Origin of the sequence: Roseibium sp. MMSF_3544, from assembly GCF_030732845.1 — a bacterium.
Lineage (GTDB): Bacteria > Pseudomonadota > Alphaproteobacteria > Rhizobiales > Stappiaceae > Roseibium.
The window spans coordinates 82,739-106,288 of sequence record NZ_JASHKA010000008.1; the positions used below are offsets into that span (position 1 = coordinate 82,739).

The window sequence follows — 23,550 nt, forward strand, 5'->3', positions numbered from 1 at the left end:
AGGAAGCCCGCTTGTCGCGCTTTTCCTTGCAGCTAATCGCCGTTTGCTGCGCCAATTCAATCAAATTCATGAGTCCTGACCCTAGGTCTTGCACACGTCAATTTGAATACGAGTAACTGAAATGGTCCGCCTGTTTGTTCTGTTGTGTTCCCATGGTGCGATGCTTGCCGTCGGGTTTGCGCTTGGCATCTATTTTCTACCGATCCTGACAGCGCCACAGGGGCCGGACGAGGCAGTGCTCGCTGCCGCTGCTGAACAGGCGCGTTATGAGACAACGCTGACGCGGGACCTGAAAGGCAGCGACCTGCTCCATTGGGGCGAGGGCACAATCAGCGTATCTGAAAACCAGATCGTTCACAGTGGCGCCCTCTCTCCCGGACCGGACTACAAACTCTACCTCGTGAACGAATTCGTCGAAGACGAAGCCGGTTTCCTTGCCGTCAAGGACACGGCTGTGCAGCTTGGTGATATCAAGACCTTTGACGGCTTCATCGTCGACGTTCCTGACGATGTGAATATCGAGGACTACACCACCGTATTGGTGTGGTGCGAAGCTTTCGGCGAATTCATCACGGCCGGCAAATACCGCTAAGGCGAGGATCCGGTTGCGCGAGCTGAATTTGCCCGATGTAAAGCCGGATCAAATTGCAGGGCGCATGCGGCGCGCGGACGATGCGGCTTCAGCAGTCTCAGCGGGTTTCCGCGCCAGAAGATAGTCGAGCTGCGACAATTCAAGCGTGATGCCGTCGATCGTCCGTGTCAGGACGCTTTCCATATAACTGCCTGCCGGGGAACGGTCCCGAATGGCCATCGCCCGGTCTTTCGCCTTGCGCAGGTAGATGATCATTTGCCGGACGTCTTCTGGTGTGACATCGGTCGGCGCCGGCAGTTCGAGGCTGGGCGACTGCGCAGACAAGACAACAGCATATTGGCCTTGATAGGGACTGACAAACTGCATCGCGCACCTCAAATGTTCTTTATTTGTTCTTTTACCGCAATCAGGCTGACCGATCAAGATGCACCCTCGAAAATTCGGATTACGCCCGGTGCCCGTTCCTGAAAGCGATTGAGAAGTGTTCTAGAAAACAAGGCTTTACAAAAAGGTCCGGAATGCTCCTTGAACAGGTTCTGAAAATTGGTTACATATGTAACTAAATTGCCCCTGAACCGGGAGAACGTCATGGATCAGAGAACCGACAGCGCACACACGGAAGCTGGCAGCGGCCGCAATTCCTCAAGTTTTGACTATATGCCGGGTTTCGGTAACGACTTTGAAACCGAGGCCCTGCCGGGCTCTTTGCCACAAGGAATGAACAGTCCGCAGAAATGTGCTTACGGGCTTTACGGCGAGCAGCTTTCAGGCACCGCCTTTACCGCACCGAGCCACCAGAATGAACGCACATGGTGTTATCGCATCCGACCGTCGGTGAAGCATACGAGCCGCTTTGAAAAGATTGATCTGCCCTATTGGCAGAGCGCTCCGAACGTCGTTGATGACGTGATTTCGCTTGGCCAGTATCGCTGGGATCCCGTGCCGCATGCCGACGAGGAGCTTTCCTGGCTGACGGGAATGCGCACCATGACGACGGCAGGTGACGTCAACACCCAGGTCGGCATGGCGAGCCACATCTATCTGGTGACCAGATCGATGGAGGACGAATATTTCTTCTCCGCGGACAGTGAGCTTCTAGTGGTGCCTCAGGAAGGGGTGCTGCGGTTCTGCACCGAGCTTGGCGTGATCGAACTGGAACCGAAGGAAATCGCCATTCTACCACGTGGATTGGTTTATCGCGTCGAGCTAGTGAAAGGGCCCGCCCGTGGCTTTGTCTGTGAAAATTACGGACAGAAGTTCGAGCTTCCGGGCAGGGGACCGATCGGTGCCAACTGCATGGCGAACCGCCGCGACTTCAAGACGCCGGTTGCTTGTTTCGAGGACCGCGAAGTTGCTTCGAAACTGACCGTGAAATGGTGTGGTCAGTTCCACGAAACAAAGATCGGACACTCGCCGCTTGACGTGGTTGCCTGGCACGGCAATTACGCCCCGTGCAAATACGACATGCGCAATTACTGCCCGATCGGGGCCATCCTCTTCGATCACCCGGACCCGTCGATCTTTACGGTGCTCACGGCGCCGTCCGGCGTGCCGGGCACGGCCAACATCGACTTCGTGCTGTTCCGCGAACGCTGGATGGTGATGGAAGACACGTTCCGACCACCCTGGTACCACAAGAACATCATGTCCGAGCTGATGGGCAACATTTACGGCCAGTATGACGCCAAGCCCCAAGGCTTTGTTCCAGGTGGTCTGAGCCTGCACAACATGATGCTGCCGCACGGACCGGACAAGAACGCGTTCGAGGGCGCGTCCAATGCCGATCTGAAGCCCGACAAGCTCGACAACACCATGTCCTTCATGTTCGAGACCCGTTTCCCGCAACATCTGACCGAATTTGCCGCCAAGGAGGCTCCCCTTCAGGATGATTACATTGACTGTTGGGAGTCTCTTGAGAAAAAGTTCGACGGTACCCCGGAAGGGACGTGGGACAAGGACTGAGCGGAAATGACATCACCAGACCTCCAGGAACGCCTTGTGATTCTCGGATCAAAAGGCGGTCCCGCCATTCGGCCCGGCGGCCCGTCGCCGACGAGCTCGCTGATCGAGATCGGCGGAAGAAGCTGCGTGGTCGATTGCGGTCTGGGCGTCACCCGCGCTTTGGTCGAGCACGGTGTTTCTCTGAAGGAACTCGACCTCATCTTCATTACGCACATGCATTCCGACCATGTGCTGGAACTCGGGCCGCTTTTGCACACCGCCTGGACGACAGGTCTGGCCAGCCGGGTGAAGGTCTACGGGCCTGCGGATCTCATGGAATACTGGGACGGGTTCCTGACTTCCATGCGCTACGACATCGATCTCAGGATCGAGGACGAGGGACGTCCGGACCTGCGCGATCTGGTGGAAATCCATCTGCTTCAGGAGGGCGCTGTTCCACTCGACGATGGCACGCTGGCAATCGCCGCCCTCAAGGTGGATCACCCTCCTGTGGTCGATTGCTTTGCGTTGCGTTTCGACGCTCCGGGCTGGTCTGTTACCTTTTCTGCCGACACCGCCCATTTTCCGCCGCTGGCTAAGTTTGCGGAAAACTGCGACGTGCTCGTCCACGAAGCCATGCTTGAGCGAGGTGTCGACAAGATCGTCGAAATTACCGGCAACGGCGCACGCCTGCGCGAACACCTTCTGGCGAGCCACACCACGGCGCCTGATGTGGCGAAAATTGCGGAAGCGGCGAACGTCAAGACGCTCGTGCTCAACCATCTGATCCCGGCAGATCTCCCGGGCTTTGAAAAAGAAGAGTGGCTGGAAGCCACGAAAGCCTTTTCCGGCAAAACCATTGTCGGCCACGACGGGCTGACAATCACAAGGAGCTGAAATTCATGAAACTGGCAACGCTCAAGGACGGTAGCCGGGACGGCAAGCTGGTGGTGGTCAATGAGAGACTGACTTATTGCACCGATGCCAGCCATATCGCGCCGACATTGCAGGCGGCACTGGACGACTGGGAGACGGTCGCACCGAAGCTGGCGCTCTTGGCCGAGAGCCTGTCCCACGACGCCGTGCCGACGCTCCGCTTCCACGAGCATGACGCCCTGTCACCGCTTCCACGTGCTTATCAGTGGGCGGATGGCTCTGCCTATGTCAATCATGTCGAGCTGGTGAGGAAGGCACGGGGCGCGCAGATGCCGGACAGTTTCTGGACGGATCCGCTGATGTATCAGGGGGGCTCCGACGCATTCCTGGCTCCCCGTGATCCGATCAGGATGCGCGACGAAGCCTGGGGCATCGACATGGAAGGCGAGATCGCCGTCATCACCGGCGACGTGCCGATGGGTGTGAGCCCGCAAGATGCGCTGAACTCCATTCGACTGGTGATGCTGGTCAACGATGTTTCGCTGCGTGGTCTCATTCCGGCAGAACTTGGCAAGGGCTTCGGCTTTTTCCAGTCAAAACCGTCCTCCACCTTCTCACCGGTTGCCGTCACACCGGACGAACTGGGGGAGGCATGGAAGGAAGGTAAACTGCATTTGCCGCTGCATGTGGACCTGAACGGCGCACCGTTCGGCCGGGCAGAGGCAGGTGTCGACATGACTTTCGACTTCGGTCAGCTGATTGCCCACGCTGCCAAATCACGCGATCTGTCCGCAGGAACAATCATCGGATCCGGAACTGTGTCCAACAAACTGGACGGCGGACCCGGCAAGCCTGTCGCTGAAGGCGGCGTCGGCTATTCCTGTATTGCCGAGATCCGTATGATCGAAACCATCAACGACGGTCAGGCCAAGACACCGTTCATGAAATTCGGCGACACGGTTCGCATCGAGATGGTGGACGGTGAGGGACACTCGATCTTCGGGGCGATCGAGCAAACGGTAGAAAAGGTTTGACGGGGCGAGGGTAAACCTCGCCCATGTGAAATCAGAATGAGATGCCGGACCCGTTTCGGCATAAACGAAAATCGGAAATTGTGCCGCGGGAGGCCATATGAGCAAGCAATTCGCGTCCGCCGGGGACATGGCGGAGAAGAAGATCTCCTTCACCGAGATCGGCAAGGACCTCTGGGCCTTCACCGCCGAGGGGGACCCGAATACCGGCGTCATCATCGGCGATGACAGCGTCATGATCATCGAGGCGCAGGCAACACCTGAACTTGCCGGCAAGGTGATTGAAAAGGTGCGCTCCGTCACCGACAAGCCGATCAGCCATCTTGTGCTGACCCACTATCACGCCGTGCGCGTTCTGGGTGCTGCCGCCTATCAGGCACCGACCGTGATCATGAGCCAGAAGGCCCGTTCCATGGTTGTCGAGCGTGGCGCTGAAGATCGGGAATCTGAATTCATGCGGTTCCCACGTCTGTTCATGGGCTATGACAATGTCAACGACATTCCGCCCCTGACCTGGCCGACCACCACCTTCAACGACCGCATGACCGTTTATCTCGGCAAGCGGCGGGTCGACTTGCGCTTCCTTGGCCGCGCCCACACGGCGGGTGACATCGTCATACATGTGCCGGACCAGAACGTCATGTTCACCGGCGACATCGTTGAGTACCACTCCGCGTGCTACTGCGGCGATGGCCATTTCAACGACTGGCCGACAACGCTTGAAGCGATCCGTTCCTTCGATGTGGAAGCCATCGCACCGGGCCGAGGCGACGCGCTGGTTGGCAAGGAGATGGTGGGCAAGGCGCTGACCAACACAGCCGACTTCGTGTCCTCGACCTACCGGCCGGTCGCCCGGATCGCCCAGGGTGGCGGATCGCTGAAAGAGGCGTGGGACGCCTGCCGCGCCGAATGCGATCCGAAGTTCAAGGATTACGCGATCTACGAGCATTGCCTGCCGTTCAATGTCGCCCGGGCCTATGACGAGGCACTCGGCATCGACACACCGCGCATTTGGACCGCAGAGCGCGACGCGAAGATGTGGGCGGATCTGCAAGGGTAGACGACATGAGCCGTGCTCTCGCTCACCTTCGCCTGATGGCGCGCAACAATGCCTATGCCAACGAGCGGCTTTACGACGCTTGTTGCCGCCTCGGGCAGGCGGAGTTCACGGCCGAGCGGACGAACTTTTTCCCATCGATCCGCGAGACGCTCAATCACAACTGGGAGGTCGACCGATACTACCTCGACGCCCTTTGCCAGGAAGGCCTTGGTCTTGCGGTCTACGACACGCCGCACCTGCAAACTGCGGACGAACTGAAAGACGCGCAGGAGAAGGAGGACAAAAAGCTCATCGGTTTCTGCGATGAGTTGAGCGAAGATGACCTCGACCGAAATGTTGCACAGGACCGCGGCGACCATGGCGTAAAGCACGAGACGGTCGACAACACTCTCCTGCATCTTTTCCAGCACCAGATCCACCACCGCGGGCAGGTTCACGCCATGCTGGCCGGAACCAGCGTTTCGCCGCCGCAGCTGGATGAGTTTTTTCTTGAATTCGATCGCCACCCGGTGGCCAGGAAATACAAATAGCAATCAGATAAGAGCAGCCTGACGTCTGTGAGTGATTGCGCCGAAACGACGACATGGACCATAGTCGGGTCGGCGGCCAATACCGAAAACGGTCCAAGTGATGCGGGCGCCGGGAGGAGAACCTTTGACCAAGCTATTCGAGGCGCCGCTTTATCCCTATAGGCCAAGTCCCGACGAAGATGCTCCAGCACCGGTGCGCCATCCGGTCGTCGTGATTGGCGCCGGACCTGTCGGCCTCGCCATGGCCATCGATCTGGCTCAGGCGGACATCCCTGTTGTCATCCTGGATGACAATGACAAGGTCAGTGTCGGCTCGCGTGCGATCTGTTTCTCGAAAAGGACGCTCGAAATCTTCGACCGGCTCGGTTGCGGCGAGGAAATGGTCGACAAGGGTGTCGTTTGGAACCTCGGCAAGGTCTTTTTCGGTGACAGGCAGGTCTACAATTTCAACCTGCTTCCGGAAGACGGCCACAAGCAGCCAGCTTTCATCAATCTTCAGCAATACTACTGCGAACTCTACCTCGTGGAGCGCATCCGTGCGATGCAGGCACAGGGCAAACCGGTGGAGATCCGCGGCGGCAACAGGGTGGAAAACCTGCATCGGTACGAAGACCACACGCTGGTAACGATCGAGACCCCGGAAGGAGCCTACAACCTTGAGGCCGATTGGCTGATCGCCTGCGACGGAGCCGGGTCGCCAACGCGCCGTATGCTCGACCTCGATTTTGTCGGCCGTGTGTTTGAAGACAACTTCCTGATCGCCGATGTCATCATGAAAGCGGATTTTCCGACCGAACGCTGGTTCTGGTTCGACCCGCCGTTCAACAAGGACCAATCGGCGCTGTTGCACAAGCAGCCGGATGGAGTCTGGCGGATCGACCTGCAGCTCGGCTGGGACATCGACAAGGAAAAGGAAAAGAAACCCGAAAACGTCATTCCGCGCCTCAAGCAAATGCTGGGCGAGGAGGTCGAGTTCGACCTGGAATGGGTCTCGATCTACACCTTCCAGTGCCGGCGCATGGAAACGTTCCGGCACGGTCGGGTGCTCTTTGCCGGCGACAGCGCACACCAGGTTTCACCCTTCGGTGCGCGGGGGGCGAATTCCGGCTTTCAGGACATCGATAATCTTGGTTGGAAGCTCAAGCTGGTCCTTGACGGCAAAGCTCCTGAAACTTTGCTCGACAGCTACGCCTTTGAACGGGAGCATGGCGCGGACGAGAACATCCTGCAGAGTTCGCGTTCGACAGACTTCATCACGCCCAAATCCGAAACGAGCCGGATCTTCCGGGACGCTGTCCTTGATCTTGCCGAGCACTATGAGTTTGCCCGCCCGCTGGTAAATTCCGGGCGTCTCTCGGTTCCCTGTACGTATGACGGCTCGCCGCTAAACGGACCGGACGACGCTTCCCTGCCGAAGCGGACACGTCCCGGCAGCACTGTCGCTGATGCACCAACCGGCGCAGGCTGGCTGCTCGACAGGCTGAACGGGGACTTCGTGGTCCTCGGGCTCGGCACTGATGTTCCGGACCGGATGGAAATGAGTGGCATTTCCGTCATCGGCATCACGGTTGACCGAGATGCGATCGGCCAGGAACTGCGCGACCGATATCTGGCGACGGCTGAGGCGGCCGTCTACCTGATCCGTCCGGACCAGCATGTCGCGGCGCGCTGGCTGGAGTTTGATAGCGACAAGATAGAGGCCGCTTTGGCAACGGCGACCGGAAGGAGCGCGCCATGACGACCAATGTCACCGTCCCGAACCTGGAAGAGCCCGATACGTTCTATGCTGACCTTCTTGCCGCCCATGAAGGCCTGAGCAAGGAAGAAAGCGATGCGTTTAATGCCCGGCTGATCCTGCTGATGGCAAATCGCATCGGAAATCTTGAAGAGCTCAAAAGTCTGCTCGCAGCAGCACATCGGAATTAAGAGCTCCCGACCCTAACACCTTAAGTTGGTGGGATAGTGGGCTTTGGATACGAATGTATACCGCCTTCAGTAAGACATCTTGAAGAGTCAAAGATCCCTTCAGAATATCCGGGCCTTGCGCCCGAAGTATTGACAGTTCCCTAATGCTGAATGAGGCACTGATATAGTATTGCGTGCCTTTATTGTGAAAATTCACATCAGAAACGCATTTTTTCTACAACCTGATTTTAATACTTTGGTTCTACCCTAAGGTGATAGCGCGTTTTTGTGCGCTGCACACTTTGAGGGGGTAAGTTTAGTAATGTCTAGTTTGCGTAAAGCGGTTGTCTCCACGTTCGCCGCGTCTCTAATGATGTCGTTCGGTCCGGCGTTTGCCGAAGACGGAGTGACGGATTCCAAGATCGTATTCGGTCAGGCGGCTGCGCTTGAGGGACCTGCTGCGGCGCTTGGCACCGGCATGAAGCTCGGAATTGAAGCTGCATTCGCTGAAGCCAATGCCAACGGTGGTGTGCATGGCCGCATGCTCGAACTTGTCAGCATGGATGATGGCTACGAGCCGGATCGTTCCATCGCAGCGGTCAACACGCTGATCAACGACAAGAAAGTCTTTGGTCTTATCGGACCTGTCGGAACGCCGACGTCCAAGGCGACACAACCGATTGCAACGGCAGCGAAGGTACCTTTTGTTGGTCCGTTCACGGGCGCAGGCTTCCTGCGTGACCCGGCACACGGCAACATTGTCAACGTGCGTGCGACCTATGCAGCTGAAACCGAGGCATGGATCGAACATCTGCATGATGCACTGGGCCTCGACAAGATCGCCATTCTTTATCAGGACGACGGCTTCGGTCGTGTCGGACTTGCCGGCGTTCAGGCGGCCATGGAAAAGCGCGGTCTGGAACTCGTTGCTGAAGGCACGTACCAGCGCAACACCACGGCTGTGAAGTCTGCACTGCTTGAAATCCGCAAGGCCAAGCCGCAGGCGGTCGTCATGGTTGGCGCTTACAAGCCGATTGCCGAGTTCATCAAGCTGGCCAAGAAGGTCAAGATGGACGCCGAGTTCGTCAATATCTCCTTCGTCGGCTCGAAGGCTCTGTCTGCAGAGCTTGGTGATGCGGGTGAAGGCGTGATCATTTCGCAGGTTGTGCCGTTCCCGTGGGACGCATCTGTTCCGATGGTGAAGGACTACCAGGCTGCTCTGAAGGCTGTGGATGCCTCTGCTGAGCCGGGCTTTGTGACGCTTGAAGGTTACGTTGTCGGCCGTCTGGCAGTCATGGGCCTCGAAAAAGCCGGCAAGGATGTTTCCCGCGAAAACTTCCTGAACGCTTTCTGGTCGACAGGTACGTTTGATCTGGGTGGCGTAACTCTGAGCTTCGGTCAGGACGACAACCAGGGCATGAACGACGTCTTCATGACGACGATCAAGAAGGACGGCGGGTTCTCGCCCCTCGACAAGCCTGCGAGCTAAACGACGCTTTATCACCGGCCCGGACAACCGGGCCGGTGAACTTATTTCATCTGGGGATGTATCAAAGAGCAAGTATTGCTCTTAAGGGGCTGTAGGGGACATGGCTGGGTACAGAAGTATCTTTTCGGGCTTTTTTGATAAGCGGCACAAATTTGGTTTGAGAACACGCGGAAAGCTGTTCACCGCATTTGCAGGGCTCGTTCTACTGACCGTTTCCGCGATTGGAATCGGTCTTTTTTCGTTTCAAAGGGTTGAAAGCGGTTTTGCGGAGCTGTCCGAAAAACGTCTGCCTTCAATTGAAAACGCAGCGCAACTGGCGCTTTCAAGCACCGAGGTCGCCACTGCCGCAGCGGCTGTTGCCAACAGCGTGACGCTTCAGTCTCAGGAAGTTTCCTTCCAGGCTCTGCAAAAGTCGGTTTCTGTCATCAAGGAAATCGAAACAACGTTCGTCGCGTCCGACGCTAACCGTGAAATTGTCGATGAACTGTTCACGCAAAGCCAGACTTTCCAGGAGCGGCTCGGCGTTCTCGACCAGGCCACAAAGGAAAAGATTGCGGCCCGGGAAGCCAAGGACGCGCGCATGGCGGCGCTGTTCAAGGCCTATGACGGCGTCAACAGTGCCATCACGCCGATCGTGGACGACGCCTATTTCACCGTTGTTCTTGGCGGCGAAGAGGCTGCCGAGCAGAGCAAGGCTCTGGTCGACAACCTCGCCAACACCGAAATGGCAAAGCTCAGGCTCTACCTGGAGCTGCGTGCAGAAACCAACCTGCTTGTCGGTCTGGCCGAAACCGTCGCCTTTGTGGACGACACCTCCCTGTTGACGCTCTTCGAAGACAAAATCATCGCGACGCAGACCAAGATCGCTGAATACCGCGAGGAATTGGGCACTCTGGAACTGAGCACCGGAGCCGAAACGGAATTCGACCAGCTGACTGAGTTGGTGGCACGCACGCTGTCCAAGAGCAAATCCAAGTCGATCACGGCCGGCCAGCAGAAACAGACCTTGCAAGAAGCGATCGGACTGCAGAAGGCAATCGACGATGCGCTCATCATGCAAATCGATGATCAGCTCTTCACCCTGACAATCGACACCGAAGAGGCTGTCACGGAAAACTCTGAAATCATTTCAGATCTTCTGAACAACCAGGTCGGTCAGCTTAAGAGCACCCTTGAAGCCCAGGCTTTCGCCAACAAGTTTGTTGCGACCCTGGTCCAGGGTGGCCTGACGCAGGATCCGGCATTGCTTGTGCCGCTTCAGGAGAAGATTACGGCCGACGCCAAACACATGATGGACGGTCTGGATGGCCTCGGGTCGGACGACATCAAGCAGCAGCTTGAACAGCTGCTGGCGTATGGCAACCCGGACAACGGTCTTCTGAAGGATCACCTGGAAGAACTCCAGAGCACGGCAAAATCGAATGAGCAGGTGACGGAGATGTTCAGTGCGGTTGAACGCATTGGCCAATCCGTCGCGTCGCTGATTGAGTTGGAACTGGCGGCTGTCGATCAAGCGACGACGCAGATCAACCAGCTCTTCGACAATGGCTCCATGGCTCTGATCGCCATCGGAATTGCAAGCCTTGTCATTGCCGGCGCAATCGGGTTCTTCGTCGTGGATCGCGGCCTTGTAAATCCGCTTCTGGGCCTCGTCAGGATCACGCGTGACCTGGCAGACGGGCACGTGGATGTCAGTGTCGTGGGCACGGGCAGAAACGATGAAATCGGTGATCTTGCAAAGGCTATGGAAGTCTTCAAGGAAAACGCCGTAGAGCGCAACAACCTCGAAGCGATCTCGCGCGACGAGCAAAACGCTCAACTGGAACGTCAGGACCGCATCGAAGCCCTGATAACGGAGTTCCGCGACGAAATGGAAGCCGTCCTTGGCAACGTGACTGCGAACATGGATCAAATGCAGTCGACGGCCCAGGTGCTGAACCAGATTTCCACCGAGACCGCCAGTCAGGCGTCTGAAGCGGAAGGCAGCTCGACAGCGGCGTCTGAAAATGTTGGTTCCGTCGCCGCGGCAACCGAACAGCTGGCCGGTTCGATCGCAGAAATCGGGCAGCAGGTCTCCCGCGCGACAGAGATCGTCACCAACGCATCCGGCAGTGCCCGGATGACGACGGAAAAGGTTTCTGAGCTCGCAGATTCGGCCAACAAGATCGGTGAAGTGGTGACTTTGATCCGCGCCATCGCCGAACAGACCAACTTGCTTGCACTGAATGCGACCATTGAAGCTGCGCGCGCAGGCGAGGCCGGAAAGGGCTTCGCGGTGGTTGCGTCCGAGGTCAAGGAACTTGCAACGCAGACATCGAAGGCGACCGAGGAAATCGCAACGCAGATCGAGGCGATCCAGTCATCCACCGGTGAATCCGTCGTTGCAATCCAGGAAATCCGGGACACGATGGAACAGGCGGACGAAACGACGTCAGCGATCGCGGCCGCTGTCGAGGAGCAAGATGCTTCAACAGCAATGATTTCCCGGAATGTTCGCGAGGCGGCGGAAGGAACCCAAGGCGTCGCCGACAACATTTCGCAGGTCATGAAAGCTGTGGCGGAAGCTGCACAGTCTGCCGGCCAGGTCGAAGTGGCTTCCAACGAAGTTGCGGATCAGGCCAGGCATCTCAAGCTGGTTGTCGACGACTTCCTGGCAAAAGTGGCTGCAGCCTGATCTTCCCGGCATTCGCCGGATCGCGCATGGCGACACGGCTCTTTCAGCAAAAAAAAAACCACCGGCTTCTGGCCGGTGGTCTCTGGGACCAGCATCTGGGTCCCGTCTAACCTTGCGCTCTGCCAAAGGAGAGCGTCTAGGGGCTGGTTGCCTGCGGAGCTGCGCCGCTGAGGCGGTCTTTTCGCCAGCTTCCGGGGGGACTGCCGAACTCGCGTTTGAAGGCTGTCGAAAACGATGGTTCAGAATCGTAGCCCACGGACAACGCAACCGCGCTGATGGGGTGGGTTGGCTCTGTTTCCAGCTTGTTCGCAGCAACGATCATGCGCCAACGTGTAATGTAGCGAACCGGCGTAACGCCCGTGACGTCGGCAAAGCGCGACGCAAAATTGGACCGGGACATGCCGACCTCCCTGGCCAGGTCAGTCACGTTCCAGTCTCGTCCAGGATCCTTGTGTATCAGTTGCATCGCCTTTGCGACTTTGGGGTCCTTGAGACCGGCAACCAGACCTGATGCTTTAGGCGATTGTTGCTTCAGCCAGCCGCGCATGAAGGACAAGTAGAGAAGATTGACCAGCCCATCGAGTTGAGCCAGGGCTCCAGGATCATCGGAGTGCGCTTCAGCGGCAACTTCGCGCAACGCCGGTTCAAGGGCAGCAAAGGACGATGGATTCTGATCCTGCAACACGACCTGATCGGTTAGATTGTCTACGAGGTCTTTGGCCGTCTGACTGCTGAAGTTGAAGCGTGCGCAAATGATCGATGTTTCCGGTCCGTCAGCACTTTTGATGACTTCGGACACGTCGCCGGCCTCCACACTGTGCATGCGCACCCGGGTGTCATTCTCGGCAAACGTCACATGTTGGGCATTCGGCGCACTTCCCAGGATATGCCCATGTCCTTTCGTGAACATGACCATATCGCCTTGCTTCAGCTGGATGGTCTGGCCACGGAAAGTGACGCAGGCTGTTCCCTTGAAAATACAATGAAACACGGCCTCATCAGCTTCGGGCGACTCAAAGGCCCATTCGCCTCGCAAACTCAACAATCCCGTAACCCGGTTTTTCACCGTGATGTTGTTCAGGATATTGCTGATCAAGTCCAAACTTCATCCCCCATGATGCGAATTGTGACATGGTTGGTTAATACTTGCACTCAAACGAAATTAGGCATTTTTTAACCAATGGGAAGATGCGCTTGCGCATTTTGCATACTTTTCGGACGATCGAAAAAAAATCTGAGCGTTTCGGATAAGATTTTGGATTGCATCATTGAAAAATTAACACTTATAGATTGTTCAATTGCAGAAAAGCAGATTTCCAAAGAGAATCTTGGTCGAGTACTTGGTCCAAGAGCAATACATTTTCTTTGGCGCTCGAGCACTTGATTGCATGTGTAAATTTGATGACCTCTCGAGCGGTGAAGAGGGCGGACCGGACTTTGGAAAAAGAATTCCGGCGCTTCGAAAATTGCTTTGCCTCCCGGTTTTGCCAACCCTGTGGCTGACAGTGAAACATAGGGAAAGCATGGGGTTTCACGCAGATTTGGGAGCAACTAGCAGGCTTAAATCCATTGCCCAATGACGGGTGAATTCCCTGAACTCACTGACCGGTCGGCGGGCAGAATTCACTGCGCCAGCATCCTCAAGAAACAGAATCTATAACGAAACGGACCTTAGGCTATGGTAGGAGGACGGATTTTTGTCAGCATTTTTCTCGGAGCCCTTACTTCGTTGATTGTGTTGATGGTCGGATTTGATTACGTTTTTGCTCTTATATTCTATTGTTTCACTGCAAATTTTCTTTTCGTGGGCTTGTATTATTTTTCAATTGTGAACTTCTCCAAAGAAGAAGTTGAAACCGCGCTAAAGCGAATGCCGCTTACCGGCCATGAAGATTGACATTTGAGACAGGCATCCGGGTCGAGACTTTCCCCAAGCTGCAAATCTGCCAAGGAAAATAACCTCCCACTCTTAATCGCTACTTTGCTTAGCTTGCACGGCCAACCGGAGTGGGTCTTCTTGTGAAATGGCATCCATCAACGAGGTCAAACCGACTTTATTGATAAGTCCGTACCCTGGTCACTATGACTCGAGCTGAGCCATTGTCTTCCTTCGAGTTTCCGAGGGCTGTTCCCCGAAATGCTTGCTGTAGTCGGCGGTAAATCTGCTCCAGTCCCAAAAGCCCTCTCGCGCGGCAACATTTCCGATGGATTCCTCCAGGAAGTCCGCATCGCGCAGCTTTTGTCGCGCGTTGTGCAGCCGAATGACGCGCGTGTAGGTATTCGGCCCCATCTTTACGTGGCTGGAGAACGCCATTTCCAGGGATCGTGTTGAACCGAGCTCTGCCAACGCGTCGCCAAGACCGGCATTCAGGCCAAAATCGTGTTCAGCGATGACGCGCTGGGCCTTGAAAAACCTTTCCGAAGCCGGTGTTAGGCGCTCAGTCGCGAACCTCTTTTTCACCATCCATTCCAGTGAAAGAGAGGACAAAATACTTGAAATCAACGCCTGACAGAGTTCATGGGCGTTCTTCCGCCCGCTCGCGAACGGAAGCCCTTCAGTCCCCAGCAACGACAACAGGACGTCTTCCCTCAATTGGGAGGCAAGCCGTTTGGAACGGACGAATATTCCTTCGCCTTTCAGCGCGCCGAACCAGGATTTGGCTTCAGGCCTCAAAAACTCGTTTTCGAGCATTGCATCGCTGTCGACTGTCAGAAGCAGAAGCGTGCAGTTTTCAGGCGCCGGCATTGCAGCCCTCCCGCCTGGTGGTAGCACATAAATCCAGGATCCCGGATCTTTCAGACCGAAGACGAATCCGTCTGGGCCTTCTTGAAGGCATACGCAAAACAGAAACTTGTCCTGGTCGGTCTCCATGCGCATTTCAACTGACTGTGCGCATCGTGAAATGTGAATGGAGATCCAGTCCAAAAGTGCAAAAACCACACTGCCACTGAACTTGCCGGAACTGAGCTGAATGCCCTCGAGTGCGACACCGTCGAACAGGCGGGAGAAATACTCCGGTTCACTGCAGGTGAAGCTTCGGAAAACCGAAGACGTGGCCAGGGTGTCTCCAGACTCAATAAGGTTATCTATTGAGTGTATCATATTCATTGAGTGGACCTCATCGAATGAATTGAAGAGGAAACTTCGACTGGATCTTCTGGTTCTTGTGCACGCAATGACGGCACACCTGACGCAAAGGCGAATAGGAACCTCATAGAGGGGAAGGGACGTCTCATATACGGCATGCCTTCTCATCAATGCGGCTCTGAAGCCGCTAGACAAAGATCACTCACAGGCTGCATCCACATGCCGATTCAGTACCAGACAGCAAATTAGTTGGGAGCGGCCCGCAAGCTCCGCGAAGCAATACTTCCGAGTCAAATTCTACCAGCCCGGTTTCCGCACCGCTTCTTCGCAGCTCTGAAATCCTTTTGCCGTCCTCCAGGAGTTGTAAGGACATTTTGCGCAACGCGCGACACTCGGAAGGTAAAAACCTCTATCCAAAACAGATAGATAGGTGTTCTAAATCCTACACTTTCCGAGAAATGGAACTGAAAACCAGGTTCACCATTCAGGTAGTAGAGGCGGACGTTCGGTGGCGCCTACACACTTGTCCACGCACTCCGTATTCGGCAATGCCCTCTACGCTGAATTGGAGGAATGAATAAGAAATCTGGATTTTGGAAAATGGCCGATTTTAGCGGTCAGTGCGATCAATGCGCCTGAGTTGGAAGTGCTGAAGTTCGGCTGTGTGTTGGGTGTCCGGAGCCAGTCACGAGACGAAAAATGTGCAGTTCAGAGGCATTACTGTTTTGTCTGAAATAGGTGAAGTGTCACTCGCAAAATATATTGCCACGACTGTGCAGCTGAGGAGCCCACAGACAATCAGACAGGATGCGCAGAAGTACTCTCTGTCTGCTCTCACTGTTCGTTCGCGTATCGCCAGCGCAGCAATTCCACTCGCCCTTCAAAGAACCAATGAAGTCAAGCAGAACGCGCACGTCAGGATGTGTGGTGAGAGCAGAATTGAACAGCTGTTCTCTTCCGGCATGCGCCTTTCTGCTCATTCGCGCATTCAAGCAGCCGGCGCGTTGACCGTGCAGCACAAGGAAGACAGAGCATGAACAATCCACTCGCAAGCAAACAGCGCCTACCGCTGATATGCGCCCTTCTCGGGTCGACGGCGATGGCCCTGCCGACACAGGTATTTGCGGAAGATATCGTGATCTCAGTGGATGTCCCGGGTTTCGACTCTTCCCGAGCCAATGGCTCGATCGACATTCCGGTTGGCGTTAACTCGGTGACGCTTACCGAAGGCACGGAAATCGACATAATTGACGCCGTTGGGCTGGAGATCTTTTCGAGGGACGGCGTGACGGTTACCAACAATGGGCGCATTGTCACGTCAGGTACCAACGCGGGCGTCAACACGGCTGATCCGCAGTCACTTGGGTATGGTGACGGCATATTCGTGTTGGGATCGGACAATGCCACGATCATCAACAATGGCTTCATCAGCGTCGGCGATTACTTCGGGAATGCGATTTTCGGCTATGACGCAAACAAGTATACGGTTGTAAACACTGGCGATATCGTCATCAGCGAAGAGATTCTGGAAGACAACGAAGACTACCTGACCTGGACGCCAACTGCTCAGCAGCCTACTAACCCCCACATCGACCCGGACACCGGGTTGCCTTACCAAACGGCCGGAGCATCGGCCGGTGTCAGGATCAATTCGTTTCTGGAGGTGACCAATTCACCCTCGATAGGGTTGGGCGGACACTATGTCGTCAACACCGGCACAATCACGTCCTACGCGGTTCAGAGCCGCGGCATTTATTTGGATGGAGCGTCGCGTGTGACTTGGGATCATGACAACGATCCCACCACAGACGAAGTCGAATTGTCGGACGATTTTTTCTCGATTTATTCGACTGCCGAAAACAACGGCAGGATCCTGATGCTTGCGACCACTCCCAGCAACGGAATCTACGACGTTTCCGGACTGAGGGCCGAGGCCAATCATGCGACCCTTATCAACAACGGTTACATCGAAATCCGGCCGCAAGGGTTCGGTATCGACTACAACGGAAACAGTGGCACGATCATCAACAACGGTACGATCCTGGCGTTTAATGACGACTCGCACGGCATCGAGCACTACCGGAACGGCACGTCCATCGACAACCTGAAGATCGACCTGACCGTGAACACCGGGCATATATCCGTCGAGGGCGACAACACCCACGGTATCACGCTCAGTGGACATGACGGACATGATCTCTTCAACTACGGACGGGTGTTTTCCCGTGACGGATACTCGATCGATGTCAATACGTTTGGATCGGGTGGGCTGGCAGCGGATGACAGGAACACCGTCTACCTGCTGGACGGATCGATCCTCTATGGCGATGTGTTCATCAGCGATGCAAGCCTGGAATATACTGACTTCCGGCTTGGTGACGGGTTGAACGCAGCTGTTCGGTTCGACACGACCAATGGAAATCTGCCGCTCGAAATTGCCTCAAGGCACGGTCACGTGATCGTCGATGACACGCTCTATGTGGCAGATCTCGACAGTTACGCCCAGCAGGACCAGGTCGCTTGGTCGATGTTCTCGCAGATCCAGAATGCCATTGACGATGGCACCGAGGCGCGCCCGCCCGCAGGCGATTTTGCCTTCAACGGTGACGGTGAGGGCATGTCGAACAAATGGATGCGGGTCTTTGGCGGCTGGGTTTATGAGCCTGGTGATGATGATGTTACCTATCTTGACCCTGGTGCAGATCACACACCCGACTACACTGGCTACTGGGCCGGCACGATCATCGGGATGAACAAGGAAACTCTCAGCTTCTATGCGGGGGCGTCCTATAGCAGCGTTTCCGGCGACGAGGATGTTTCCTACGACACCTATTCCGGCACGCTTTTCGGCGGTGTCGCCAAAAGCATTGCCGCGCGGGTGGAGGCGTCGCTAACGGCAGGCGCAGCCTATAACAAGACCGACAGGGATATCGCCGACAACCGGGTTATGGGTGGCATCGACACGGACACCGCTAACTACGCGTCCCTGTTTGTCTCGCCTTCGCTGCTTGTCAAAGGTCCGATCGCGGGCAGTTCCTTCCGGGTGAACTACCTCGGAGCCTGGACGCAAGGTCATGATTTCGACTTCTCCGGTGGCACCCAGCTGGACGTGGAGCAGCGTTTCAACAACGTCTTCGGGGCGCAGTTCCAGATGGCGCACAAGCTGCCCCTTGTGAATGACACATTCGAGACCAGGATCCGTTACGGGGTGGAGGGCAGTTATGCCGACGGTCAGGCTGTTGGCTACAACCTGATGGGTACAGATCTCGAAACGCCTTATGACGATGGCTTCTCAGCCCGCGGCTTCGCCGCGCTGGAAGTCGGTCCGACCTTCATCGAGGCCGGCTACAACACGAATGAACAGGTCTCCATCAACGCAGGCCTGAAACTGAAGTTCTAAAGGGGAATGCCTCGTCGCAGGGCGGCCTTGTGAGGCCTGGCTGCCCAAAGCTGGCCGCCGGCGGGCTTTTGGGCGGCCAGCTTTTTATAGAGCCGGTTTCATGTGATCGGAGGGCACATCACATTTGGCGCCGTCCCGGACCCGATCCGGGACCTGCGACCGGCGGTGGTCTGCGGTCCGGCTTGAGGTGGGGTCGAGAGGGCTGACACCCATACGTGAAGTAAGTTCATTTCAACTTGTGCGGGCCCTGGTTCAGTCTGCGGCTGCAATTGAGTGACTTTCGGGTAGGAAATGAACCTTCGGGACTTGCAATACGTCGTGGCTGTGGCGCAGCACAGAAACTTCACACGCGCGGCCCGGTCCGTTCACGTCAGCCAGCCGGCGCTTTCAAACCAGATCAAAAAGGTTGAAGCCGAACTGGGTGTCCGGATTTTCGAGCGGGTGCGAAACGACGTTCTGCTCACGAAATTCGGGGAACAGGTTGTTGAAGCCGCGACCGAAATCAACGGTCTGGTCGATCGCATCTCTGAAACTGCCCAGCACTATCGAAAACTCGACGCAACGCCGTTCCGGCTCGGGATGACGCCGACGCTTGCGGCTTATCTGTCCGGCTATTTCCTGGACATGCTCGCCGACCTTTATCCCGATCTCAAGCTGGTGATCGTTGAGGAAAAGCCGCTCGAACTGGCCAGAATGGTCGAGCAGATGCAACTGGACGCGGCACTGATCGCGCGCAACAGCCACGTCATGATCTACGGTGAGGAGTGCCACGACGCACCGGAGTTCACACCGCTGTGGTTCGAACCGCTCTACCTGGGCATGCGGCAAGGCCATGTGCTTGCCGGCCGCAATGGGATCCGGGCAGGAGACGTTCCAGCCGAGTTTCTGATCCGTTTCGACGTGCCGTTCGGGTACGATCTTGAAAAGGACCTTCCCCCGGCGTCTTCGGATGCGGCTGAGCGGCTGGGGATCGACGTCCGCTCTGCCCGCTTTGAAACTCTATGCCGGCATCTGGCCCATAGCGATGCCTGTACGATCGTCAACGCGATTGCTGCCGAACAGTTCAAAAGGGACAATCTCGGTCTGACCTTCGTACCTTTTGACGGCGACGGCAGGCTGCGCGAACTGGGCGCGATTTCGCGCCAGGACTATTCGCGATATGGCGTGATTTCCTCCATCAGGTCCTTCATCGAAAACGCGCCTCCCAGTGGCACGCTTCCAGCATGCGAGCCCGAAACACGCAAAAACCATCCGGGCGTCGCGGCTCTGGTCTGAGCGGCAATTCTCCTCAGCAAAACTCTTCGTCTTGGCTTCCGGTCGATCGTCTTCGGTTGGTTCAGGCGCACGGCCGACGCTACTCTGCCCGGAGGGTTTTCGCTTGCCGATATTCGGCGCTGTCATTCTGTCCGGGGGGCAAGGGGTTCAATCCCTCCAATAGCAGTGTTTTTTACTTCACGTTTTTTCCATCTCAGGTGAACGGCCGGAATCAAATTCTCGGGGAACGCCTCCAGGGCGCTGAAATAAATGAGGAAATCAAATCACGTCGATAACACGCTGCGTGATTATTTCCGAAGGTTATCGCCCGCATTGGCAATATGAATTTCAAGAAACCGGGTGCTCACAACACCTCCACGAGTACCGGGCGCCGTCATGCAGGGGGCGTTTCCGGAAGACAACTCAGATGGAGATTTCCAAATGGTATCTGGTTTTTTTGCCGGACTTCGGGCGCGCTTGCTGACGACGTCCAATCTGTCCCAGGAAACTGTTCGTGACGGTCAAACCCTCACAAATGGTTTTTTCAACAACGTGGTCGTTGACGACACGCCGGCCTTTGTTCTCGACAATGACTTTGCGCGGTTTTTGAATTTCGGTCTGGTAACCACCAACAATGCCGCCGCTGCTGTCTCGGTGGAAGGTGAGGACGCTCAGGTTTTCAATTTCCGCTCCGCGCGCATTGAGGCCAACAGCGGACCCGACGCCCTGGCGACAGGCATTCAGGTCAGCGGTAGCGCCGACATCCGCAACTTCGGCGAAGTCGCCGGCGAGTTCAACGGCGTGCAGTTCGCCGGAGCAGACTCTTCGGGTCGACTGGACAACTTCCGGGGCGGTGTCATTTCCTCCGACAGCCGGGCCGTCGACATTCAGGGCCAGGGCGTGAGCGTTCGCAACTTCGGCGATATTGTCGGCACCGGCGATCAGCGCAACGGCACAATCTATACCAACAGCACGGCGGAAGACTTCTCGATCAGCAACTTTACCGGCGGCACCATCGATGCCGGCGAGGGCAACCAGGGCGCAGGGATCTCGCTTCAGGTTGGCGACGAGGTGAACGACGTCGTTCAGGGCAATATCTTCAACGGTTTTGGAGCTGTCATCCAGGGTCGGGGCGATGAGGCTGCCTCCAACACAGGGCTCGCAGGCGACGGCATCCGGATCGACGACGGGGCAGAAGGTGCGGTGCTGGAAACCGACATCTTCAACAGCGGCCTGATTTCCACCGAAAGCAACCAGGGCACCACGGCCGGTATCCGGATTGCCGACGGCGTGGCGGCGGAAGGACGGATCTTCAACTCAAGCACCGGCACGATCGAAGGACCGCGCAACGGCCTTTACATCGGCGACGCCGAGCATGACCTCGATGTCCAGAACTTCGGCACCATCCAGTCCGGCAGCCGTGCGGTCAACATTGATGGCTCAGGCGTTGACCTCCTGAACGGTGGTACCATCCTCGGCACCGGCGATCAGCGTAACGGGACCATCTATGCCGACGACACGGCGCGCGATTACACCATCTCGAACCTCCCGAGCGGTGTCATCGATGCCGGTGAACACAACAATGGTGCCGGTATTTCGCTGTCTCTGGCCGCCGACGGCAATGGCGAGGTCGAAGTCGACAACGCCGGTACAATTGCCGGACGCGGACAGGCATCTGCTGCAGCAGGCACTGCAGGTGACGGTATCAGGCTTGAAGGTGGCCGGTTGCCGGAAGGTGGTTTCGCCGCGGCTCTCTTTACCGGTACGATCACCAACTCCGGCATTGTCAGTGCCGAAAGCCAGCAGGGGACCGTCGGTGCCTTCAGGGCCGTCAATGGTGTCGATTTCCAGGGTTCCCTCGTTAACGAGGCTGGTGGCGTCTTTGCCGGTGCGCAGAACGGTGTCTATTTCGGAACCGGCGATCATTCCGGCGGATCGTTCGTCAACCGGGGCACGGTCAGTTCCGACAGCCGCGCGCTGAACATCGACGGCAACGGGCTGGATGTTGTCAACCAGGGTGCCATCCTGGCGACCGGCGATCAGCGCAACGGTACCGTTTATGCAGACGGCACGGCCGACAACTACACCTTCACCAACCAAGGCACGGTTGATGCCAACGGCAACAACGCCTCCGGTGTCTCACTGCAAACCGGTGACGTCGACGGCGACATCGTGTCGGCCTCCATCATCAACCAGGGAGCGATCCTGGGCGGCGGCGACGCGAGCGAAGGCAACACGATCGGTGATGGTCTGCGTCTCTTCTCCAATGTTGAAAACGCAGGCTTTGCCGGCGTGGTTGAAAACGAGGGCGTTATCGCAGGATCTGAATATTCCGACGTTGCAGCGGGTATCCGGATCGACGGCGGCCTGGAAATCCTCGGCGCCATCATCAACGAAGGTGAAATCTCCGGCACGGTCAATGCAATCGACGCCCGCGATGCCGGATCGGTGACCATCGTCAACGACGGCGGTGTCATTGACGGCAATGTCCTGCTAGGTGCCGGGGACGACATCCTTGTCGATCTGGGCCTCGTGGACGGCGTCATCGACGGCGGAGCCGGCGACGATACCCTGATTGCGGGCGACGGCGACAACGTGCTCGTTGGCGGTCTCGGCAATGACTTCCTGGATGGCGGTGAAGGCACCGACACGGCGGACTTCTCCGATCTGGACGTTGCGGTCAAAGTGAACCTCGGCGCCAACGGAAATGGCACGGCAACCCGCGACACCGGTTTCACCGTACGTGTCGACAACGCCGTGGTCGCAGCTCCGAACCAGTTCGGATCGTCCATTGCCGATGGTGCCGCGTTCGTGGATCAGGCCGTTGCGGGCAACCTCTACTACAACATCCACACCTCGGACTTCCCGGGTGGGGAAATCAGAGGGCAGCTGCTTGTCGACAGTGATGTCACCGAACACGGCTTCCGGACGATCGAGCTTTCCGGCGGTCTGGATGCCGCACAGGAGCCGGGTCCGCTGTCTGACAGCGAAGCGACCGGCGAGGCGACAGTGACTATCGTTCAGAACCTGACAACAGGTGAAGTCACCTATTCCAGTGTTCTCGACGTAACCGGCCTCAACGAAGCTGATCTGCAAACCCCGATCCCGGGCGTCGTCTCTGCCATTCACCTGCACAACGCCCTGGCCGGTCAGAACGGTCCGGTTGTCCAGGACACGCTGGTGGACGCCGGTGCAACGCTCGATACGGCCGAACCGATTGCCAACACCGGCGTCGTCGGCGAGGACGTGATCGACAACCGGGTTGAGACCGACGTGCTCAGCTCGATCGAAAACGTGGTCGGCTCGAACGATGGCGACATCATCACCGGCAGCGATTTCGACAACGTTCTGAATGGTGCCGGCGGCAACGATCTGCTGTCGGGCGGTGATGGTTCCGACATCTTTGTCGCAAGCCAGGGTGATGACACCGTCAACGACTTTGAACTCGGCTCCGACCGGATTTCCGGAGGCGATTTTGCCCCGGACTTCGACGTCGCCGAAGTTCTCTCCGGCGCGGTCCAAGATGGCTCGGATGCAGTCCTGTCCTTCGGGTCGGACAGCACACTGCGCCTGGTCAACGTCGACGCGTCGCAGCTGAGCGAAGACGACTTCCTCGTCTAAGCCGGTTGCTCAGGACGGCGCCGGTGGCCACCGCCGCCGTCCTGGGGCTTTCGCCCGCTCACCAGACCCGAACCTCATGACATGGAGCA

General features: G+C 56.9%; 16 protein-coding genes. 13 read left to right on the forward strand and 3 right to left on the reverse strand.

All coding sequences use genetic code 11. From position 1 onward, the window contains the following. The first annotated feature begins 121 nt into the window (after positions 1-121). Complete coding sequence (locus tag RBB47_RS13360) at positions 122-592, forward strand: DM13 domain-containing protein (protein WP_305986311.1); 471 nt, start codon at positions 122-124, stop codon at positions 590-592. Positions 593-640: 48 nt separating this feature from the next. Here the strand turns inward: RBB47_RS13360 and RBB47_RS13365 are convergent, their stop codons facing one another. Then, positions 641-958 carry a hypothetical protein gene (locus tag RBB47_RS13365; protein WP_305986312.1) on the reverse strand — a complete coding sequence of 106 codons (318 nt, stop codon included), beginning with the start codon at positions 956-958 and terminating at the stop codon, positions 641-643. A gap of 222 nt (positions 959-1,180) precedes the next feature. On the opposite strand from RBB47_RS13365, the gene hmgA reads away from it, so the two are divergent. From hmgA to RBB47_RS13410, 9 genes are all read left to right on the forward strand, one after another. Continuing rightward, positions 1,181-2,554 carry a homogentisate 1,2-dioxygenase gene (hmgA, locus tag RBB47_RS13370; protein WP_371932783.1) on the forward strand — a complete coding sequence of 458 codons (1,374 nt, stop codon included), beginning with the start codon at positions 1,181-1,183 and terminating at the stop codon, positions 2,552-2,554. A gap of 6 nt (positions 2,555-2,560) precedes the next feature. After that, positions 2,561-3,430 (forward strand): MBL fold metallo-hydrolase, encoded by an 870-nt coding sequence (locus tag RBB47_RS13375; RefSeq protein ID WP_305986313.1) that lies wholly within the window; start codon positions 2,561-2,563, stop codon positions 3,428-3,430. Between the two features lie 5 nt (positions 3,431-3,435). Beyond that, on the forward strand, positions 3,436-4,443 hold the full coding sequence (locus RBB47_RS13380) for a fumarylacetoacetate hydrolase family protein (protein WP_305986314.1): 1,008 nt from the start codon (positions 3,436-3,438) through the stop codon (positions 4,441-4,443). Positions 4,444-4,540: 97 nt separating this feature from the next. Next, complete coding sequence (locus RBB47_RS13385) at positions 4,541-5,500, forward strand: MBL fold metallo-hydrolase (RefSeq protein ID WP_305986315.1); 960 nt, start codon at positions 4,541-4,543, stop codon at positions 5,498-5,500. Between the two features lie 5 nt (positions 5,501-5,505). After that, a complete protein-coding gene (locus RBB47_RS13390) occupies positions 5,506-6,030 on the forward strand; it encodes a DinB family protein (protein ID WP_305986316.1) in 525 nt (174 codons plus the stop codon). Between the two features lie 100 nt (positions 6,031-6,130). Next, positions 6,131-7,768 (forward strand): FAD-dependent oxidoreductase, encoded by a 1,638-nt coding sequence (locus RBB47_RS13395; RefSeq protein WP_371932784.1) that lies wholly within the window; start codon positions 6,131-6,133, stop codon positions 7,766-7,768. Then, positions 7,765-7,956: a DUF2783 domain-containing protein gene (locus RBB47_RS13400; RefSeq protein WP_305986318.1), complete on the forward strand. Its 192-nt coding sequence runs from the start codon at positions 7,765-7,767 to the stop codon at positions 7,954-7,956. The genes RBB47_RS13395 and RBB47_RS13400 overlap by 4 nt, the downstream gene beginning before the upstream one ends. Positions 7,957-8,257: 301 nt before the next feature. Then, the gene (locus tag RBB47_RS13405; protein ID WP_305986319.1) at positions 8,258-9,424 is read left to right on the forward strand and encodes an ABC transporter substrate-binding protein; all 1,167 of its coding nucleotides are present in this window, start codon (positions 8,258-8,260) and stop codon (positions 9,422-9,424) included. Between the two features lie 157 nt (positions 9,425-9,581). Next, positions 9,582-12,098, forward strand: coding sequence for a methyl-accepting chemotaxis protein (locus RBB47_RS13410; protein WP_305986320.1), 2,517 nt, complete (start codon positions 9,582-9,584; stop codon positions 12,096-12,098). A 136-nt stretch (positions 12,099-12,234) separates the two neighbouring features. On the opposite strand, the gene RBB47_RS13415 is transcribed toward RBB47_RS13410, so the two are convergent. Further along, on the reverse strand, positions 12,235-13,200 hold the full coding sequence (locus tag RBB47_RS13415) for an AraC family transcriptional regulator (protein WP_305986321.1): 966 nt from the start codon (positions 13,198-13,200) through the stop codon (positions 12,235-12,237). Between the two features lie 978 nt (positions 13,201-14,178). Next, positions 14,179-15,207: a helix-turn-helix domain-containing protein gene (locus RBB47_RS13420; protein ID WP_305986322.1), complete on the reverse strand. Its 1,029-nt coding sequence runs from the start codon at positions 15,205-15,207 to the stop codon at positions 14,179-14,181. A gap of 1,012 nt (positions 15,208-16,219) precedes the next feature. Here RBB47_RS13420 and RBB47_RS13425 point away from each other — a divergent pair. From RBB47_RS13425 to RBB47_RS13435, 3 genes are all read left to right on the forward strand, one after another. Then, positions 16,220-18,586, forward strand: a complete 2,367-nt coding sequence (locus RBB47_RS13425; protein WP_305986323.1) for a hypothetical protein — start codon at positions 16,220-16,222, stop codon at positions 18,584-18,586. A gap of 291 nt (positions 18,587-18,877) precedes the next feature. Then, entirely contained in the window at positions 18,878-19,861 is a 984-nt protein-coding gene (locus tag RBB47_RS13430) for a LysR family transcriptional regulator (protein ID WP_305986324.1), read from the forward strand. Between the two features lie 420 nt (positions 19,862-20,281). Beyond that, positions 20,282-23,461 carry an S-layer family protein gene (locus tag RBB47_RS13435; protein WP_305986325.1) on the forward strand — a complete coding sequence of 1,060 codons (3,180 nt, stop codon included), beginning with the start codon at positions 20,282-20,284 and terminating at the stop codon, positions 23,459-23,461. The last annotated feature ends 89 nt before the right edge of the window (positions 23,462-23,550 follow it).

Coding starts and splice junctions, on each gene's coding strand:
- RBB47_RS13360 (WP_305986311.1), top strand. CDS start 122: ATGGTCCGCCTGTTTGTTCTGTTGTGTTCCCATGGTGCGATGCTTGCC.
- RBB47_RS13365 (WP_305986312.1), bottom strand. CDS start 958: ATGCAGTTTGTCAGTCCCTATCAAGGCCAATATGCTGTTGTCTTGTCT.
- hmgA (WP_371932783.1), top strand. CDS start 1,181: ATGGATCAGAGAACCGACAGCGCACACACGGAAGCTGGCAGCGGCCGC.
- RBB47_RS13375 (WP_305986313.1), top strand. CDS start 2,561: ATGACATCACCAGACCTCCAGGAACGCCTTGTGATTCTCGGATCAAAA.
- RBB47_RS13380 (WP_305986314.1), top strand. CDS start 3,436: ATGAAACTGGCAACGCTCAAGGACGGTAGCCGGGACGGCAAGCTGGTG.
- RBB47_RS13385 (WP_305986315.1), top strand. CDS start 4,541: ATGAGCAAGCAATTCGCGTCCGCCGGGGACATGGCGGAGAAGAAGATC.
- RBB47_RS13390 (WP_305986316.1), top strand. CDS start 5,506: ATGAGCCGTGCTCTCGCTCACCTTCGCCTGATGGCGCGCAACAATGCC.
- RBB47_RS13395 (WP_371932784.1), top strand. CDS start 6,131: ATGCGGGCGCCGGGAGGAGAACCTTTGACCAAGCTATTCGAGGCGCCG.
- RBB47_RS13400 (WP_305986318.1), top strand. CDS start 7,765: ATGACGACCAATGTCACCGTCCCGAACCTGGAAGAGCCCGATACGTTC.
- RBB47_RS13405 (WP_305986319.1), top strand. CDS start 8,258: ATGTCTAGTTTGCGTAAAGCGGTTGTCTCCACGTTCGCCGCGTCTCTA.
- RBB47_RS13420 (WP_305986322.1), bottom strand. CDS start 15,207: ATGAATATGATACACTCAATAGATAACCTTATTGAGTCTGGAGACACC.
- RBB47_RS13425 (WP_305986323.1), top strand. CDS start 16,220: ATGAACAATCCACTCGCAAGCAAACAGCGCCTACCGCTGATATGCGCC.
- RBB47_RS13430 (WP_305986324.1), top strand. CDS start 18,878: ATGAACCTTCGGGACTTGCAATACGTCGTGGCTGTGGCGCAGCACAGA.
- RBB47_RS13435 (WP_305986325.1), top strand. CDS start 20,282: ATGGTATCTGGTTTTTTTGCCGGACTTCGGGCGCGCTTGCTGACGACG.